General features: G+C 37.6%; 17 protein-coding genes and 1 pseudogene. 8 read left to right on the forward strand and 10 right to left on the reverse strand.

Going from position 1 to position 18,868, the window contains the following annotated elements; all coding sequences use genetic code 11:
- Positions 1-13: 13 nt before the first annotated feature.
- The 3 genes from NSQ59_RS05645 to NSQ59_RS05655 form a co-directional block, all read right to left on the reverse strand.
- Positions 14-736: a UTRA domain-containing protein gene (locus NSQ59_RS05645; RefSeq protein WP_055738543.1), complete on the reverse strand. Its 723-nt coding sequence runs from the start codon at positions 734-736 to the stop codon at positions 14-16.
- A 139-nt stretch (positions 737-875) separates the two neighbouring features.
- Complete coding sequence (locus tag NSQ59_RS05650) at positions 876-1,301, reverse strand: hypothetical protein (protein WP_055738544.1); 426 nt, start codon at positions 1,299-1,301, stop codon at positions 876-878.
- 74 nt (positions 1,302-1,375) lie between these two features.
- On the reverse strand, positions 1,376-2,509 hold the full coding sequence (locus tag NSQ59_RS05655; protein WP_340829978.1) for a M24 family metallopeptidase: 1,134 nt from the start codon (positions 2,507-2,509) through the stop codon (positions 1,376-1,378).
- 157 nt (positions 2,510-2,666) lie between these two features.
- Between NSQ59_RS05655 and NSQ59_RS05660 the strand changes: the two genes are divergently transcribed.
- The 7 genes from NSQ59_RS05660 to NSQ59_RS05690 all read left to right on the forward strand — a co-directional run bounded on the left by NSQ59_RS05660 (position 2,667) and on the right by NSQ59_RS05690 (position 9,915).
- Positions 2,667-3,110 (forward strand): MarR family winged helix-turn-helix transcriptional regulator, encoded by a 444-nt coding sequence (locus NSQ59_RS05660; RefSeq protein ID WP_340829980.1) that lies wholly within the window; start codon positions 2,667-2,669, stop codon positions 3,108-3,110.
- Between the two features lie 162 nt (positions 3,111-3,272).
- Complete coding sequence (locus tag NSQ59_RS05665; RefSeq protein WP_340829982.1) at positions 3,273-4,820, forward strand: ABC transporter substrate-binding protein; 1,548 nt, start codon at positions 3,273-3,275, stop codon at positions 4,818-4,820.
- 75 nt (positions 4,821-4,895) lie between these two features.
- Positions 4,896-5,813 carry an ABC transporter permease gene (locus NSQ59_RS05670; protein WP_340829983.1) on the forward strand — a complete coding sequence of 306 codons (918 nt, stop codon included), beginning with the start codon at positions 4,896-4,898 and terminating at the stop codon, positions 5,811-5,813.
- Positions 5,814-5,824: 11 nt separating this feature from the next.
- Entirely contained in the window at positions 5,825-6,736 is a 912-nt protein-coding gene (locus NSQ59_RS05675) for an ABC transporter permease (RefSeq protein WP_321198498.1), read from the forward strand.
- Positions 6,736-7,755 (forward strand): ABC transporter ATP-binding protein, encoded by a 1,020-nt coding sequence (locus tag NSQ59_RS05680; protein WP_340829986.1) that lies wholly within the window; start codon positions 6,736-6,738, stop codon positions 7,753-7,755. The genes NSQ59_RS05675 and NSQ59_RS05680 overlap by 1 nt, the downstream gene beginning before the upstream one ends.
- Positions 7,745-8,716, forward strand: coding sequence for an ABC transporter ATP-binding protein (locus NSQ59_RS05685; protein WP_340829988.1), 972 nt, complete (start codon positions 7,745-7,747; stop codon positions 8,714-8,716). The genes NSQ59_RS05680 and NSQ59_RS05685 overlap by 11 nt, the downstream gene beginning before the upstream one ends.
- 17 nt (positions 8,717-8,733) lie before the next feature.
- Entirely contained in the window at positions 8,734-9,915 is a 1,182-nt protein-coding gene (locus NSQ59_RS05690; RefSeq protein WP_055738551.1) for a M24 family metallopeptidase, read from the forward strand.
- A gap of 98 nt (positions 9,916-10,013) precedes the next feature.
- On the opposite strand, the gene NSQ59_RS05695 is transcribed toward NSQ59_RS05690, so the two are convergent.
- The 6 genes from NSQ59_RS05695 to NSQ59_RS05720 all read right to left on the reverse strand — a co-directional run bounded on the left by NSQ59_RS05695 (position 10,014) and on the right by NSQ59_RS05720 (position 16,442).
- A complete protein-coding gene (locus tag NSQ59_RS05695) occupies positions 10,014-10,715 on the reverse strand; it encodes an HAD family hydrolase (RefSeq protein ID WP_126648035.1) in 702 nt (233 codons plus the stop codon).
- A gap of 148 nt (positions 10,716-10,863) precedes the next feature.
- Positions 10,864-11,814, reverse strand: a complete 951-nt coding sequence (locus NSQ59_RS05700; RefSeq protein ID WP_340829994.1) for a transketolase family protein — start codon at positions 11,812-11,814, stop codon at positions 10,864-10,866.
- Positions 11,811-12,737 carry a transketolase gene (locus NSQ59_RS05705; protein ID WP_321198502.1) on the reverse strand — a complete coding sequence of 309 codons (927 nt, stop codon included), beginning with the start codon at positions 12,735-12,737 and terminating at the stop codon, positions 11,811-11,813. Before NSQ59_RS05705 ends, NSQ59_RS05700 begins: the two co-directional genes overlap by 4 nt.
- Positions 12,734-14,104, reverse strand: coding sequence for a PTS ascorbate transporter subunit IIC (locus NSQ59_RS05710; RefSeq protein WP_340829995.1), 1,371 nt, complete (start codon positions 14,102-14,104; stop codon positions 12,734-12,736). The genes NSQ59_RS05705 and NSQ59_RS05710 overlap by 4 nt, the downstream gene beginning before the upstream one ends.
- A gap of 17 nt (positions 14,105-14,121) precedes the next feature.
- Positions 14,122-14,403, reverse strand: coding sequence for a PTS sugar transporter subunit IIB (locus NSQ59_RS05715; protein ID WP_055738556.1), 282 nt, complete (start codon positions 14,401-14,403; stop codon positions 14,122-14,124).
- Positions 14,403-16,442, reverse strand: coding sequence for a BglG family transcription antiterminator (locus tag NSQ59_RS05720; protein WP_340829998.1), 2,040 nt, complete (start codon positions 16,440-16,442; stop codon positions 14,403-14,405). Before NSQ59_RS05720 ends, NSQ59_RS05715 begins: the two co-directional genes overlap by 1 nt.
- A gap of 609 nt (positions 16,443-17,051) precedes the next feature.
- Here NSQ59_RS05720 and NSQ59_RS05725 point away from each other — a divergent pair.
- Positions 17,052-17,273, forward strand: a pseudogene (locus tag NSQ59_RS05725) (aminopeptidase); the annotation flags it as partial.
- Positions 17,274-17,398: 125 nt separating this feature from the next.
- Here NSQ59_RS05725 and NSQ59_RS05730 read toward each other — a convergent pair.
- Complete coding sequence (locus NSQ59_RS05730) at positions 17,399-18,514, reverse strand: GntR family transcriptional regulator (RefSeq protein WP_340830000.1); 1,116 nt, start codon at positions 18,512-18,514, stop codon at positions 17,399-17,401.
- Positions 18,515-18,868: the final 354 nt, after the last annotated feature.

Here is an 18,868-nt window from a genome sequence, read left to right on the forward strand (position 1 = left end):
TTTTTTCATGGAATTAAGTAGTAATCGAAAAGGCTGCTCGTGCTGTTGGAATTTTATAGTTTGATATATGAATAGGGACTCCATTGTTATCCCATAAGACTTTGTCGATGTTAAACAACGGTTCCCCGGACTCACATTCCAAATAATTTGCCTCTTCCATTGTTGCAAAGCTAACCGTTAAAATTTTCTCACTGGAGCCATTGACTACACCGTAAATATTTTTCAGAACATCATAAGTTGATTTATATTTATACACGTAACTAGGTAAATCCGGGAATCTTTCCAACGAATAATGAGCAACATCGATGACAAGCGGTTGTTCCTCAATCCCCATTACTCGGACTAGCCTCAATAATGGAGCACCTTCTTGTACCTTTAATTTTTCAGCCTCTTCCTTTGAAGCAGGCACTTCCTTGCTTAGGATGATTCGCGTAGAAGGATTTTTACCGATTCTTTTAATATAATCAGTAAATCCATCTACAGTGATAAGTTCTCGTGTTATTTTTGTAGCACTGACAAAAGTTCCTTTTCCTTGTTTCCGCTCCAAGAGACCTTCGTCAACTAAATCCTGAAGGGCTCTCCTTACGGTAATTCTGCTAACCCCATAGTGTTCGCATAACTCCGTCTCGTTTGGAATCTTTTTGCCCGGTTTATATTCATTACTGTCAATGGCTTCTTTTATATTTTGTTTAAGCTGATAATATAAAGGAAGAGAGCTGGAATTATTTAATTTCATCTAATATACCTCGTAAAGTTATAATGTAATATAATATTATGATACATTATAGTGGTTGTAAATGGAATGATTAATTGAAGCTGAAAGAGGGTGATTCAAAAAGTCGTTATTTAAAGACCTTTTGAGTCACCCTCATTTTTCATTCTTTTACATCATGATGATACTCTAGCACTGTAACAAAAGCATCAACCTTCTGAATTTGTTTCATTTTTATTAAATCGGCATCTGTGATGATTTTCGAAGTTACCAAGTCAGCATGTTTTTCTTTAGTATCAGGTGCTTGAACTAATATCTTCATTTTTACTACATACCAGCGCTTGGATGGTTTCGTTGTATGGTCATTATGCACTGATAATTTTGCAATCCCATCAGGCGTCCATGTTGCCTGTTCCCCATGCTCCTTTTTAACCGCCTTAGTTACTTCAGGGGTAACTATGTGGATAAAAACATTTGGATTCATTTCTTGAATTTCGTTTATATCCTTTTGATGAGGAATTTCCGCTGAAACTAGGGAAGCATTACCGATTAAAAAGATAAAAAGGAATAGTATAGTTGCTTTTTTCATTTATATCACCTCGGTGATATAGTTTCCAAGTAGGTTTTTTCTATTCGTGCTTTTTCAATATTTTTGAAGAAAACTTAAAATATCAAATCCCTCATTTCTCTAGGGTATTCTGTTATAAGCTCTGTACCCTTATCTGTCAAAATCACTGTATCCGAATGGCGGAAACCACCAACACCGGGTATGTAGATGCCTGGTTCAATGGTGAAAACCATTCCTTCTTGTAAGATTAAATCATTATCAAATCGCAGGGATGGTTCTTCATGCAAGCCAATTCCAATCCCGTGCCCGGTTCGGTGAATGCTGTATTCTTCTAATCCAGCTTCTTGGAAAACTTTGCGAGCAGCATTATCTACTTCTTTGGCAGATATTCCAGCTTTAATGACTTCTAATGCGGTCAGCTGTGCTTCTAGTGCTGCTTGAAAGGCTGTTTTTTGTTGCTCAGTTGGTTGCCCTACGAAAAAAGTTCTTTCACATTCGGCACGATATCCATTTAGCCCCACTTGACGGCTATGAATGATAATGTCGTGGCTCTCAAGTTTTCTTGTATTGGAGAAAACATGTGGCATGACGCTTCTTTCGATACCGGAAGGGGACATGGCAAAGAATTCAAGGGTTGCATCAGGATGTTTGCTGGAAGTTTCCTCGAATAAAGTTTGATTGCCATATTGATCTAATTCCATTTCCGTAATGCCGGGTTTTGTATGTTTTAAGGATTCGCTCAGCGCTAGACTTACTAGTCTTCCCGATTCTTTAATCAGTTCTATTTCTTGTGAATCTTTGATATAACGCATAATCGCCATTTTTTCTCCAATATCAAACAACTCTAATCTCAAATCTTCTATAAGATGGGCAACTTTTATGGATAATGAATGAAACTCCACTCCAATTTTTGTTCCAGCAGGATATTTTGACAACAATGTTTTTACATGGTCTAAATAAGAAGTTCCCTTATCGCTTTTTTCTGGATGTTCATAATACACATAAAGTCTGTCAGCCTGTGCTTCACTAAAGGCATGATTTTCTTCTAAGGCGGGAACGATTAAACTTGTTTGCTCCATTTCAACAACTAGTACCACCGGACGTGAATATGTGATTGCTTTGAATCCGCTCATATAATATTGATTTTCAAAGTTGATAATAATGCTTGCCTTAACATTGTTTTTCTCCATAAACGATTTTAATTCTATTATTCTTTTACTCGTATCCATGCTCTCACAGCTCCTTTAAATAAATCTATTTGTTATATATATTTCAGTTCCACGATAATTTTCCTCTAATTTTTATATAAAAAAATATAATGTAAAAAAGGTTGACAAAGGCAACTGATGGACTTATAGTTAAGTAAATTTAGAAAAGGGTGATTATTTGCAATTAGGTGACTATACAGAGAAAATTAGACATTTTAATCGGTTTTATACAAGAATTATCGGGGTTAATAACCAGTACACGGATCAAACGAAGTATTCATCCATAGAGGCACAAATCTTGTATGAGATCAGTATCAAAGAGGATTGCACTGCTGTGTATTTAAGGGATTATTTCAAACTAGATAAAGGATACCTTAGTAGAATATTAAAACGTTTTGATGAAGGTAAGCTAATAACAAAACAGATATCACAAGAGGATAAAAGAATTTCTTACTTACATATTACAGATTATGGATTGAAAGAATTAGATACATTGATAAACTCCTCTAATGAAATCACCCTTAATATGATAAATAAAATTCCCGCTGAAAAACTGGATGAGCTGGTTCAATCCATGATAAAAATAGAAAGTATTTTAAAAGACTATGAGAATGAGATTTAGACAATAGAATAACAGAGGCCAACCCCCTAGAGCTCAGCATAATTATAAGCTTCTCTTTTCATATGTAATGGTGTGTCTATTCACTAATTTAATGGTGAATATTTTATAAATCATCACAGAAGGACAGAAGAAAGAACTTTTAATTATAAAGGGGGATTTTTTGTGCGTAAAAAAGCGTTATTGTCGATTTTAATGTTGTTAGTAATCTTCACAGCAGCTTGTACTGCAGGTACTGCCGGAAATGAAAAATCTAACAACAGCAGCGGGAAGAGCAGCAAGAAAGATAATGTTGTTATTGGTATAGAAGCGGATGCGGCAACATTATTAGCTAATACGGATGTGAACTATATTACCGATGTACAAATTAGAAATATTTACGACCCTTTGATTAAAAGAAATCCGGAAACAGGTGGCTTCGAGCCCGCTTTAGCAACAGAATGGAAAAATATCGATGAATATACATGGGAAATTACCCTCAAAAAAGGGGTAAAGTTCCAAAACGGTGACCCATTTAATGCAGAGGCTGTGAAATTTAATATCGATTATATCCTTGATAAGAAAAACAATTCCACTTACTTATCTAGATGGGCTGACGTGATAGAAGTAAAAGTAATCGCTGATGATAAAGTACAAATTATTACCTCCAAACCTTTTCCAACGATGATTGCTAGAATTGCCGATGACTTGCTCATTATGGATCCTGGCAATGTGAAGAAGCTTGGATTGGAAGAGGCAGCCAAACATCCAGTTGGAACAGGTCCATATAAAGTAAAAGAATGGGTTCGTGACGACCACCTAACATTGGTTGCAAATGATGATTATTGGAAAGGAAAACCTTCTATTAAGGAAGCTACTTTCCGTTATATTCCAGAATTCAGCAGCAGGCTTTCCGCTTTTTTAAGTGGAGAAATCGATCTATTTAAGAACATACCGGTCGATTCCGTTGAGAATGTAAAGAATAACCAGAACTCAAAAGTGGAGAGCATCGGTTCATCTCGTGTAAATTATTTGGCATTAAATACCCTTCATAAAGGGCCTTTACAAAATCAAAAGGTTCGTCAAGCGATTAATTATGCTGTAAACGTGGATGAACTATTAAAAACAGTTCTAAATGGTAATGGGACAAAGATGACAGGTCCATTATCGAAAATTAATGCCGATTATGTGGAAACGAAAGACTATGGATACAATCCTGAAAAGGCAAAGGAGCTTTTGAAGGAGGCAGGATATAGTCCAAAAGATTTAAAACTAACACTTGATACACCGAATGGGCGATATCCAATGGATTCACAAGTAGCACAAGCTATTGCTGCACAACTAAAAAGAATTGGTATCGATGTAAAAGTGCAGGTGAATGAGTGGGGCAACCATTTGACTAAAATTCAACAACGCAAGGCAGGGGACATGTTTATTTTAGGATGGGGACCTGCATTTGATGCACAGTCAACGATTCAAAATCTTTTTATGAAGGATGCTCCATACAGTGGCTTTTATGATCCGGAAGTGGAAAAAGCTATTCAAAATGCCATTCCGATTTTTGATCAAGATAAAAGAAAGCAAGCATTTGGCGAAATTCAACAATTATTGGTGGATAAGGCAGCATGGGTTCCATTATGGCAACAAGCCGATCTTTATGCTGTAAATAAAAATCTAAATTTCAAACCAAAAGTGGACGAAAGTATGCAGGTTTTTGATATGAGTTGGAAGTGAAAAATATTTAAGGAAGGGTCATCCCTTCCTTAAAATTATCATTTTTGCAAGTCAGAAATGGAGGATTCCACATATATGCTTGAATTTATTATAAAACGCACCATGCAAATGATTATTGTCATATTTCTTGCCTTAACAGCGGTATTTTTCTTACTTAGACTGTCAGGAGACCCGGCTACTCTTTTCCTTCCTCCAGATGCACCAAAAGATCAAATTGCTCAATATCGTGAAATGTTAGGATTTGACCGCCCTCTTTATGTCCAATATGGAGATTTCCTTTTTAAAGCTGTTAAAGGGGATTTTGGTGAATCACTTCGGAGTCATGAAGATGCCTTATCCGTTGTATTAGATAGGGTGCCAGCAACCTTTCAATTAGCATTTTCAGCATTAGGTTTATCCATATTAATTGCCATTCCTATTGGAATTTTATCTGCCTATAAAAGGAATACCTTTTATGACCGAATTGGGGTAGGCCTTACCGTATTAGGCCAAGCAATCCCAAGTTTTTGGTTGGGTTTACTACTAATCTTCTTTTTTGCCGCAGTATTACATTTGCTTCCATCCGGTGGCGGCGGAACTATTTATCATATGATTCTACCAACTATTACACTGGCAGCCTATAGTGTTGCGCGGTTTGCCAGGTTTACGCGTTCCACCATGCTAGATGTATTAAAGAAGGATTATATTCGAACGGCAAAGGCATCAGGTGTTCCTATGATGCGTGTTCTTTTTAGATATGCTTTAAAAAACTCGTTAATCCCAATCATTACGTTGGTAGCATTGGACTTAGGGGTTTTACTAGGCGGAGCCGTTATTACGGAGGTAGTGTTCTCATGGCCAGGAGTAGGAAGATTACTGATGCAATCATTGCTAAACCGCGATTTTCCTATAGTTCTAGCAAGAGTTTTCTTAATTGCAGTCATTTATTCTGTTATTAATTTTATAGCTGACATAGCTTATGCCTATGTAAATCCGCAAATTCGTGTGAAATAGGAGGTGGTGGAATGTCGAAAATGATCTTGGAAAATGAAGTGAACCCTGCTGTCATATTGCCTTCCGTAAAAAAGAGATCGAAAGTAAGACATTTTTTTAAGCAACTTAGGAAAAGCAAAACAGGATTAGCGGGATTTATTATAATTATTTTTTTACTAGTCCTTGGTGTTGCCGGTAGTTGGATTGCTCCATTTGATCCTTTAAAGGCAAGTTTTGGGGACAAACTTCTGCCTCCTATGACGAAGGGTCATATACTGGGAACAGATCAGCTTGGTCGTGATATTCTGTCACGAATTATTGCCGGAACAAAAATCTCCTTACTTATTGGAGTCACTACAGTATTTCTTTCCGGTTTAATAGGAAGCATAATTGGGATTATTTCCGGTTATTTTCGCGGATGGATCGATGTTATTTTAATGAGAATTGTGGATGTTCAACTTAGTTTTCCTTTTATTTTACTAGTATTAGTGGTCAACGCTGTTCTTGGAGCAGGATTGAAAAATATCATTATTTCGCTAGTTATCGGTGGTTGGGTGATTTTTGCCCGTGTTGTTAGAAGTGAAGTGCTAGCACTAAGAGAAAAGGAGTTTATTCTTTCATGTGTGGCAACGGGGGTGCCAAGGTGGGAAATCATTGTGAAGCATATTCTGCCAAACCTTTTCACACCAATTATTGTCTTATCTTCCTTACAAGTAGCTTCCTTTATTATTGCTGAAGCATCGGTCAGTTTTCTGGGATTTGGGGTTCAACCGCCACAGCCTGCATGGGGAAATATGTTGAATGAAGGGAAGGATTATATCTTTAATTCATGGTGGCTCATTACATTCCCGGGACTTGCCATTGTCATTACTACATTAGGGGTAAATTTATTTGGCGATTGGCTTCGAGACGAACTTGATCCGGAAATGAAGGGGGATTCGTGATGCAAAAAAAGGGAGGAGCAGTGAATAACAAGATTCTTGAAGTGAAAAATTTGCAAGTTCAATTTAAAACTTCTATGGGTATTGTTCAACCAGTCAGCGGTGTTGATTTTCAGGTTAATGAAGGGGAAACACTGGGGATTGTAGGAGAATCGGGCTGTGGAAAAAGTGTGACATCATTGGCCGTTATGGGGTTGCTTCCTTCTCCAACAGGTTACATAGCAGAAGGCGAAATATTGCTGGAAGGGAAAAAAATCTCCCATTTAAATGATCGTGAAATGAGGAAATTAAGAGGCAATGATATTGCAATGATTTTTCAAGAGCCAATGACATCTCTGAATCCGGTTTTCACCATCGGCGAACAGCTTAGTGAGCCGCTTAGACAGCATACAAAGCTTGGCAAAAAGGAAATCCGTCAAAGAATTATCGAAATGCTAAAACTCGTGGGTATCCCTAGATCGGAGGAAATAATAGACGAATATCCACATCAGCTTTCCGGCGGAATGCGCCAAAGAGTAATGATTTCATTGGCTATGCTTTGCAAGCCCAAGCTATTAATTGCGGATGAACCGACAACTGCCTTGGATGTTACTATACAAGCCCAAATATTAGATTTAATGAAGAAAATCAAACGTGAGAATCAGATGGCAATGTTGTTAATAACTCATGATCTTGGAGTCATTGCAGAAACTTGCGACAGAGTCATTGTCATGTACGCTGGTCAGATTGTCGAAAATACAGATGTTCGTACGCTTTTTAATGATCCGAAGCATCCTTATTCACAGGGTCTTTTGGCTTCATTACCAAAAATGAACGAAAGAAAACAAAGTCTATATTCTATCAAGGGGAATGTCCCAAGACCGGATGAAATCCCAAAAGGGTGTGCTTTTTCCACAAGATGCCCACATGTCTTTGATAAGTGTAGAATCGAAAGACCACCGCTTTTAAAACTTAACAACCAATCCTGTCGTTGTTGGTTATATGAGGCAGAAACGCAAGAGGTGATGTCACATGTCAAATGAGGCGATTTTAGAAGTAAAGGGTTTAAAAAAGTTTTATGACATCCATCAAGGATGGTTTAAGGAAAATATCAAGGTAAAGGCTGTTGATGACATTTCCTTTCGCGTTCATAAGGGGGAAACATTTGGGATTGTAGGAGAAAGCGGATGTGGCAAATCCACAACAGGCAGAACAATATTAAGGCTGGATCAACCTACAGAGGGGCAAATTCTTTTTGAGGGAAACGATATCAATCTTTTGCCGTATGGAAAAATGCGAAAATTAAGACGGAAAATGCAAATGGTGTTCCAAGATCCGTATGCCTCTCTTAATCCAAAAAAGACGATTAAGCAAATATTAACGGAACCTTTAAGAGTCCATAATCTATATTCAAAGAAAGAGAGACTGGAAAAGGCAGTTGAGATATTAGAAATAGTTGGCTTGTCCTCCTATCATTTAGAGCGTTATCCACATGAATTTTCCGGTGGACAAAGACAAAGAATTGGAATTGCAAAAGGGGTTATATTAAACCCGGAATTAATAGTAGCGGATGAACCGGTATCCGCCTTGGATGTTTCCGTTCAATCGCAAGTTATTAATCTATTATTACAGTTGCAAAAAAAATTCCATCTCACTTATATATTCATTTCTCACGATCTTGGTGTAGTAAGGCATATAACCGATAGGGTAGCTGTCATGTATCTAGGAAAGATAGTAGAGCTAGCAGAAACGGAGCAGCTTTTTACAGATCCGAAACATCCCTATACAAAAGCACTTATATCAGCAGTTCCAATTAATCATCCAGATGAAAAGAAAGAAAGAATCGTTTTATCGGGGGATGTTCCAAGTCCTGCGAATCCGCCAAGTGGCTGTACTTTTCATCCACGGTGTGCTTCCTGTATGGAGATTTGCAAAAGGGAAAAACCCCCTGTTATTTCGTTTGATGATGGTCACACTGTGGCTTGTCATTTATATACAAAATAAAAGAAGGAGTGTTGAATATGTTACTAGCTATACCAAAAGAGGAAATTTTAGAAAGACAGGAAAAGTTTTTTGGAATTTTACAAGATAAACAGATTGATTGTGCTGTGTTGTTTAGTGTAACAGATATTTTTTATCTAACAGGGTTTCATTTTCATCCGACAGAAAGGCCAATTGGATTTTTTATCGACCCGAATAAGCAAACCCACTTATTAGTTCCTGCACTGGAGCATGAGCATGCAGAAGAATTTGCTAATGTTAATGTTGTTCATTCTTATCCAGAATATCCTGGACTTCGACATCCAATGGAATACTTCAAAGATGCATTATATAATGCGGGCTTTGAAGGAAAAACGGTTGGCTATGATGCGATAGGTTATGGTTCTCCAAGTGGATATAGGGGACCAGTTGTGAGTGATTTCTTAAGTGCAAAAGAATTTGTTTCCGTTAAGGGTATTGTGGAAGAAATGCGTTTTATTAAATCTCCTAATGAAGTGGAGCTAATTAAAGAATCCTGTCGTTGGGGAAATCTCGCTCATCGTCTGCTTCAAAAATACTCCAAGCCAGGGCTAAGCGAAATTGAAATAACCAGTAGAGCATCCTCTGAAGCAACAATGGCAATGATTGAAACGCTCGGAAAAGATTATAAACCTCATGGAAGTACTGCATTTGCCGTTTTCCGAGGTCAAGTTGGCCCAATGTCTGCATTCCCGCATGCGGTGACACAAAATATTGTGTTGAAAAAAGGAGATACTCTAGTAACGGGAGCAGCAGCTACTGTGTGGGGATATCATAGCGAGCTTGAGCGCACGATGTTTGTGCAAGAAGCAAGCAAGGAGCAAGAAAAATATTTTAATATAATGTACGAGGCGCAAGATGTTGCTTTTAGATCCATCCGTCCTGGAATTCCATGCTCACATGTGGAACAAGAGGTTCAAAAGTATTTTAAAGAAGCGGGGGTACAGCACCTTGTCCAACACCATACAGGTCACAATATTGGTTTATTAGGCCATGAAGCCCCATTCTTCGATCTTGGAGAAGAAACGATTATGCAGCCAGGAATGGTATTTACTGTTGAACCAGGTATTTACGTAAGAGGATTAGGCGGATTCAGACATTCCGATACTGTACTCGTTACGGAAAATGGCATGGAAATGCTCACTTACTACCCTAGAGACTTCGCATCCATGATTTGCAATTAGGGGACATGTCCTTTTCCAAGTTGGACGGGGATCATATCCCCGTTCATTTCGTTTACGAACAATGAAAATGGGACGAGGAACATGTCCCCATATTCCTTTTAGAAAATATTCTTTATTATTTCCTCTAATTTCTGATAAGAGGTTACTTCATAATTTGGATGTCTTTGATTTAAAGGCATCTTTCTTTGTTTTGTATTGAGCCAAATGGAGTTCCAGTCTGCATTATTCGCACCAATAATATCATTTTCATATGAATCTCCAATTATGAAGGAGGTAGATGCAGTTGTTTTGGTTTGTGCATTAACATGCTCAAATAATTCTATTTGAGGCTTGGCATATCCTACTTCACTTGAAATGAAAATATGATTCTTTGGAATCCACTGAAACGGATTTAATGCTTCTATTTTTAATCGTTGGTGATTGGATGGACCATTTGTAAGAATATATAAAGGAATGTTTTTGGTTGATAGATAGTTTAAGATATTTTCCATTTCCGGAACTAAAGAAATTTTATATTGATGGTCTTTATATATTTTTTGAAATTCCATCGCTTCTTCTTTGGAAATTTGATAACCAAAGTGGTCAAATGCATAAACAACTCGGTTTCGATGCATCTCCTCGACAGGCATTTCTCCAGACTCCGTTAAGTGAAAAACCCTATCACTATACTCTCTGCTCTTTTTAAACAATTCCAAGATTGAAATATTCGTTATGTGAGAGAATACAGCATTGTATGCACTTTGAAAGGGTTGTAGTTGATTGTACAATGTGTCATCTAAATCAAAAAATATAGCTGTCATCTCTGTCACTTCCTATAGGTAATAATTTTTCACGGTTTATTATATCATGGGATTTGTTAGCAAGATTGGTCCCCTTGTCCCACCAAAGAAAAGAGGCCAATATGGCCCCAAAAGTAATCTATTAAAAAGTTGGTTTTATCGGCTTATATTATTTTTTTCGTTGTACTAGTTTTTGAGCATGTTCAACGATATTCGAAGCGGTTAATCCATAAAATTCTTTTAAATAATCCAGTTTTCCTACTTGGCCGAATTGTTCACGAACGCCAATCCGGTAAAGCGGAACAGGATAGTTTTCGCCCAAGACTTCCGCTACAGCACTTCCTAATCCGCCATTCACATTGTGATTTTCAGCTGTTAAAACGGCACCAGTTTGTTTAGCGGAAGCTATAAGTGTTTCAACATCTAATGGTTTTATTGAGAACATATCGATAACAGTAGCGGAGATTCCTTTTTCCTTTAATTGCTCTGCTGCTTTAAGTGCTTCGGCAACAAGGATACCACAAGCAACAATCGTAATATCTTTTCCTTCTGTAAGAACCTTTACTTTTTCAAAGGTTTCGCCTTCTTCATATAGGTGAACGGCATTTTTTCGAATCGTACGGATATAGTTAACTCCGCCTTCACGGTAAGCTTTTCGAAGGATATATGCAAATTGAACAGCGTCACTTACTTCGTATACTTTTGCATTTGGAACTTCACGCATGAGCCCCATATCTTCAAAAGTCATATGAGTACCGCCATTATGTTCCGCTGTAACACCAGCATCTGAACCAACAAGTACAGCATTTAATTTCGCATAGGCTAAGGACACAAATATTTGATCAAAAGCGCGGCGTGTCACAAATTGCCCGAAGGAATGGACGAATGGTTTTCGTCCTGTAAGGGAAAGTCCTGCAGTAACCCCCATCATGTTCGCTTCCATAATTCCAAGATTTAAATATTGATTTGGAATCTCATCTTTTAAACGACCAGTCGACATGGATCTGCTTAAATCCGCTTCTAAAGCAATAACTCGATCATCTGCAGCAGCTAGTTCCTTTAACGTTTTTGCGTATACTTGTCTCATTTCTAATGCATCCAATTGTAGGGTTTGTGTCATGCTCTTTCACCATCCTTTATGCGTTGTTCTAACTGTTCAATGGCTTCTTGCAAGGCTTTTTTATCTTCTTCATTAGGGCGAATGTGATGATTATCCGCTTTTTGTTCCAGATATGGCACACCTTGTCCTTTTATCGTATCAAGGACGATGGCAATCGGTTTGTCTGTAACCAGCTTTGCTTGCTCGATTGCCTCATCTATTGCAGTAGTAGAGCTGCCGTCCACTCGGCAGGATGCAAAACCAAATGATTTCATTTTTTCAACAAAATCAAGCGGATCAATAATATCCTTCGTAGGGCCATCTAATTGTTTTTTGTTATCATCAATAAAAACAATTAAATGGTTTAAGCGATGATGTCCAGCAAATTGAAAAGCTTCCCAGCATTCTCCCTCGTTTAGCTCTCCATCCCCAACAATACAGTACGTATAATTGGAACGTCCATCAAGCTTATTACTATAAGCAATACCGGCCGCTACTGAAATACCTTGACCTAATGAACCTGTAGTCATCTCAACCCCAGGAGTTAAGTTGCGATCAGGGTGTGACGGCAATGTAGTACCGTTTTGATTTAAAGAATAGAGGACGTCTTCTGAAATAAAACCTTTTAAGAAGAGTGTCGCATATAAAGCTGGACCCCCATGACCTTTTGAAAGCACAAAATAATCACGGTCTGGGTTGTAGGGGTCATGAACCTGTTTATTTATATGTTTTCCATATAGAACAGCCAACACTTCCACAATAGATAGACTCCCGCCATAATGTCCGAACCCAGTATGACCTAATTCTTTTAATGTGTAGTAACGTATTTTGTCTGCGAAGGCAGATAGTGAGTTAGTTACAGTTACCAATGCTAAGTCCTCCTTGAAATTTATTAAAAAATCAATCGGCAGCCCAACGGGTGGGGTGCCGACGACTTTTCTTATGCTTTAATATTAGAGTTCATATCCTTTGCTTTTTTGAGAAAGTTGAAAAGAAACATAATCGCTAAAACAACTAGGATTCCAACGATGATTGCACCTTTTCCACCGTGATTTGCCAATGATCCAAGGAAAATACCAGCTACTCCAAAGTCGGCATCTGAGAAGGTGGAGTTTGCAAATCCTAAATCTCCAAGAACTGGCATTAAGAAAACAGGTAAAAAGCTGATGAGAATACCATTTACAAAGGATCCAATTACGGACCCGCGCACACCGCCGGTTGCATTCCCGAGTACTCCAGCTGTTGCCCCGGTGAAAAAGTGTGGAACGACACCAGGTAAAATAATGACCCCACCTGTGAATGTCATGATGAGCATACTCACAATACCGCCAACGAAGCTTGAGAAGAAGCCAATTAATACAGCATTAGGTGCAAAAGGATAAACAATTGGGCAATCCAGTGCCGGTTTTGCATTTGGAACAATTTTCGTTGAAATACCTTTAAATGCCGGAACAATTTCTGCAAGTACTAAACGTACACCTGATAGGATGATGAATACGCCGGCTGCAAATGTTCCTGCTTGGATAAGAGAAAATACAATATAGTTTTGGCCATTGCTAAGGTGTCCCTGAATGTAAGATGGACCAGCAAAAAGGGCAACGATTATATAAATAACGGCCATTGTTAACGCAATACTAACGGTACTGTCACGAAGGAACCCCAACCCTTTTGGAAAATTAATATCTTCTGTCGATTTTGGATTTTTACCTCCAACCGCTTTTCCTACTAAGCCACTTAGCGCATAACCAACGCCGCCAAAATGACCAAGCGCTACATTATCATTGCCCGTCAGCTTTCTCATAAAAGGCTGCAGCATCGCTGGAGATAGGGACATGATGATTCCTAATGCGATAGCTCCAAGAATAATAAGAGGTGCAGTAGTAAATCCGGCAACCGTCATAATAACAGCAATCATACATGCCATATAAAGGGTATGATGTCCTGTTAAGAAAATATATTTAAAACGGGTAAAGCGAGCAATTAAGATATTCGCGATCATACCGAAAAACATTATAAGTGCAGTATTAGTACCATATTTGGTAAGAGCGATCGCTACGATTGCTTCATTGTTAGGAACAACCCCTTTCACATGAAAGGCATGTTGAAACATGTCACCAAAGGGAGCTAGAGCGTTTTGTAAGATTCCTGCCCCAGCTGCGATAACTAGAAATCCGACAAAGGTTTTCGTGGTTCCTTTGATGATATCAGGAAGCTTTTTCTTTTGTGCCAATAACCCGATTAAAGCCATTAATGCTACTAGAATGGAAGGTTCTCTTAAAATGTCGACTAAAACACTCAAAACTTTATTCATTTTTCCTCACCCTTCTATTAAATGACATTTTTTTGTCGTAAAACCTCTGTTACCTTTGTGCGGAGTTCATCCATATCGATAATGCTTTCAAGAACAACTACTTCACCCAAACCAGCGCCGCCTTCCGCGATGTCTTTTGCTAAGAAAAATACATCTGCATCACCAGGTGTTGCGGAACTTAAATCAGAGTGTTCTACTTCCACACCTGTAACACCTAACTCATCTAAAATTTGTTTAATATTCATTTCTACCATGAAGCTTGTTCCTAACCCTGATCCACAAACCGCTAAAATTTTCATTATTCTTCCTCTCCTTTTTTAATTAAATGGATGAGTTCTTCCGCTGTAGCAACTTCTTTCAGTGCTTGCAGAGAATCATCATTTGATAAGAATTTTGTTAACTGCGAGAGCGCTTTTAAATGTGTGTGATTATCAATTGCTGCTAAGCAAATGAAGATATCTGTCGGTCGCTCTTGGTCATCCAGTAGCAACACTGGTGTTTTTGTACGAAGAAATGACATGCCTAGCTGATTCACACCTTCCTCTGGACGCGCGTGAGGGATGGCAATTCCTTTTCCAAGATAGATATACGCTCCAATATCGGTTACTTTTTTAATCATTGCATCGATATAAGTGTTTTGGATTTTTTGCGTTTTTTGTAATGGTTCGGCAGCCATTCGAATAGCTGTTTTCCAATCAAGGGGTTCATCCGTAAATTGGATCATATCTTTTGTAAGAATCTCTGAAAGCATGGGAGCATATCTCCTTTCTGTTGATTTCTTGATCCATAGTTTCGTAGAGATGGCTTCATATAATTTTTTTTCCTCTTTCACATCTGCATAACGATGAATGATTTCCATTAATTCTTCGACTGAAACCGTTCGATAATCTAATGAGCTAAAATCAGTAGTTACTGCTTGAATAAGGAAATTTTTCTCAACCGTACTCAGTAACGGTTGCATTAAATATAATGGTTTCGGCGAAGCAAGATAAACGGTTGAAAAGATCATGTCATAGCTATCCGGATCCATTTCCTTCGCCTGTTCTAGAGATGTTGGATTGGAAAATGAAATTTCCGGAAAAATTTGCTGCAATTGAGATCGCATCATTAGGGATGAGCTGATCCCATTTGGGCACACAATTAAGGCACGATATTGTCGTGGCTCTTTTTTACGTTCAGCGAACTGGCCACCAAAATGAAGAGTGAAGTACCCAACCTCTTCATCGGAGATCATCTTCTGGGTTGATTGTTCTAATGGGAACAACGCTTTCTTAACAAAGGAAAATAATTCTTTGTGTTCCTCTTTAATTTTGTCAATAAGCGGGTTCGCGATTGGAATCCCAAATTGTATTCGAAAATACGCTGGAACAAGATGGGCATACAGGCTATCCCTTAACTTTGCTTTTTCATTAATCGTAATTAAAGTGATCCTTTCAAAATGCTCGATGATTTCATCGGCAATTTTTATGAGCAATGGATCTTGAATTTCTTTTGATGACCCTTGGACAGCAGACAATAATTGAATGGTTATATACAAGGATTCACCTTGAATTGTTTCACCAAACAAATCATAGGCTAATTGTGTTCCCATTTCGTATAAAGGTTGTTTTATAACAAGTGTCCGTTTTTCTTCGGGATAATCGATTGCCTGCCTTTGATGTCTTTCTTTTATAAAAGCCAGCAAATAACAAAGCTCTTCAATCCGATCCTTTACAAACTGTACAGAAAACTGTTTCGCAAGGGTCTCCATTTTTCTCCGGATACCCTCAATCTCTAAATCCTTTTTCCAATTTGCCATAATATGCTCGATGCCTAATCGACCGAGCGGTAATTGTAAAATGGATCCTAAGCAAAGAGATGCAATCCGACGTTTGTCTTCTTCTGTGCCCTTAAGATGGTAGCCATTTGTACGATTGTATAGCAATTCTACATTCATAGATTGGCAAAACTCACGTACCTTCTTTACATCTGTTAATGCAGTATTTCGACTAACTTGTAATAATGATTGATAATGCATATTAGAAACGGGTTCACTACGTATAAACGTATACAGATAAATTAAATAAACTCTTTCTGTTTCTTGAAAAAATAATTGATTTTTTTTGATAGGTAAATTTCCTTTCTGCCACCTTTCAATAAGTGAATCATCCACCTTAAAATAATTATCCATTAGTTTGATAGGCGGAAGCTGAATGTCTATCAATCCATCATTTAATTTTTCAAGATCATAGTGAAATTGACGAGGCGATAATTTCAGTTTTCGCATTAATTCCGGAATTGCTGAGCGACGATATTGGATCATTTGGTCTAGTAATTGTATGGAGCGGTGATCAAACATGATTTATCCTCCTCATAAACATCATAATTTGTAAACGTTTTCTTCGCTATTGTCATTGGGTCCAATCAATGTTTTGAAAAAATTTTTTAATTGGACTCTTCTAAAATATTCTTTTTAAAAAGTATACGAGGAGAGTACTTGCATGTCATTTTTTGAGGGGATGTTTGCTTCGTGTGACTTTTTTTGAAAGCTAGTAAATTTAGTATTGGTCTATAATGGTAAAAAGGGTCAATTAGATATCTTTACTGAAGAGACTCATTGTCATTTAATAGAAATAAAGGATTTCGTGTCCGCTAGTGATTGGTCATCTGAGTTTGGCGGACACCCGTTCCGTTATTTGCGCCAAAATGGGTGTATTTATGCTATTTGCGGACATAGGTTCCGTTATTTTGTAAAAAGGGAGTAGTTTCCCTGTGTTTTTCCCTAAATAGCGTACTCAGTGTCCACTAAACCCTTAAAATAGGGTTATTTCATAGAAATAACGGATTCCATGTCCGCTAATGATTTTAAACACATTATCAAAACTACTTATTTTAAAAGCCGGCCATTAAATGGTGGTAGTGTGATGGAGAGGCTTGGTATGATTACAATTGGTCAGGCCCCAGCTTCCTTGCTGAATTTGGAATCGGAACAAATGAAAAAGCTAGAATTACAGGAGTAGTATTGGAAGATGAAAAAGTATACGGAACCATCCATGTAGCCTTCGGAAGCAATAATACTTTTGGCGGCACTATCTCTGCAGGGGTTCATATTGATGGAGTTGTAAATAAACCGGATGTTTTTATTGATGATGAACAGATTATGCATCAAGGGAATATTGCTGGTGCTTGAGATTTCTATTAAAAATAATTAGCCCACATTATGGATACATTTTATCATGCAATTCAGTTGTGAAATATTCTAAAGGCACAAAGTATAGTCACTTTGTGCCTGCTTGCATTCAAGGAACCGTACAGCTAATTTAATAGAGAAGTAGAACTTCTAATAACTATTTCAGGATCGTAAATAATTGATTTTTGCCTCATAACATCCGGATTATTTTGTTCTACCGCAGATACAATCCATTTAGCAGCATCGATTCCCATTTGCATCTTTGGATGGGTAATGGATGTCAGTTTCACTTCCGAAGCTTCAGCCAATGAGGAATCATCATATCCGACGATGGAGATATCTTCTGGAACGCTCATCTTCAGTTCTCTAAGAATATCCAGTACGGATAATGCAATTTGATCATTATAACAAATAATGCCAGTAGGCTTCTTGGAAGAAATTAATAAAGCTTTTATTTTTTCTAATAATCCGTTATTAAGTTCTTCTGTTGTATAGGTAATAATCATTTCTGGGGACAACGGAATACCATTTTCTCTAAATGCCCGGATAAATCCTTGCATCCGGTAAACACCTTGTAAATCATCTGTTTTAAAAATTCCAATAATTTTCCGGTGATTTAATTTAAGTAAATGTTCCGTCGCAATAAATCCGCCCTTCTCATCATCTACAATAATATGTGGAGGAGCTAGTTGCGAATAAAATTGGTTAATCATTAAGTAAGGGATATTTTTTTGTTCCAATTCCAGATAGTAATTCATGTTGGGATTGAAGCTGCCGCTTTTTGTCGGCTCCACAATAAGCCCATCGATGTTTCTGCTCAGCATACTTTGCAAGCACTGTTTTTCTTTTTCCAAATCGTTATCCGTGCATGCCAGCGTTAAAGAATATCCCATATCAGTTAAGTAGGATTCAATTCCCTTTATAATGGAAGGGAAAATATAATCGGAAATATAGGTTGTAATAATGCCTATGTTTTTTCCATTTACCGCTGGCTGCAGAGTACCTGTTTGTTGATTTTGTTCGAATCTATTTGAACAAAACGTTCCTGCACCTTGTTCTCTATACAGCCATCCTTCGTGAACCAAATCGCCGATAGCTTGACGGACAGTATGACGGCTTACCCCTAACATTTTTACGAGCTCATTTTCAGAGTATATTTTTTCTCCAGGCTTTACATCCCCATTTAGAATCCAACTTTTTATCTTTTCTTTCACCATATTATATTTCGTTTGTTGCGCCATTTTTTCACCACTTTCCAATAAAAAACAAACAGTAACTACTTATACGTACAATTATTATAATATACAACATTTTAAAAAGATACTACTAAATTCACAGCATAAAATGCTACTCTTCATTAATATAAATAATTTATAAAAGACTAGTAAATCAATGTTTATATAGAGAATCAAGATATTTCATTCGTACAAATTGGGCGAATTATGTGATAAATTCCGTTGACATGTACGAACAAGTGTAATATATTTATGTGTAATTAGATAACGCTTTCATCTTTGTTGTTACATAAGGAGCAGGAATTTTTTAAATTGTATGAGTTATGGACAAAAGGGGACGATGCATTGAAGGTCTTCCGT

Origin of the sequence: Margalitia sp. FSL K6-0131, assembly GCF_038008735.1 — a bacterium.
GTDB lineage: Bacteria > Bacillota > Bacilli > Bacillales > Bacillaceae_C > Margalitia > Margalitia shackletonii.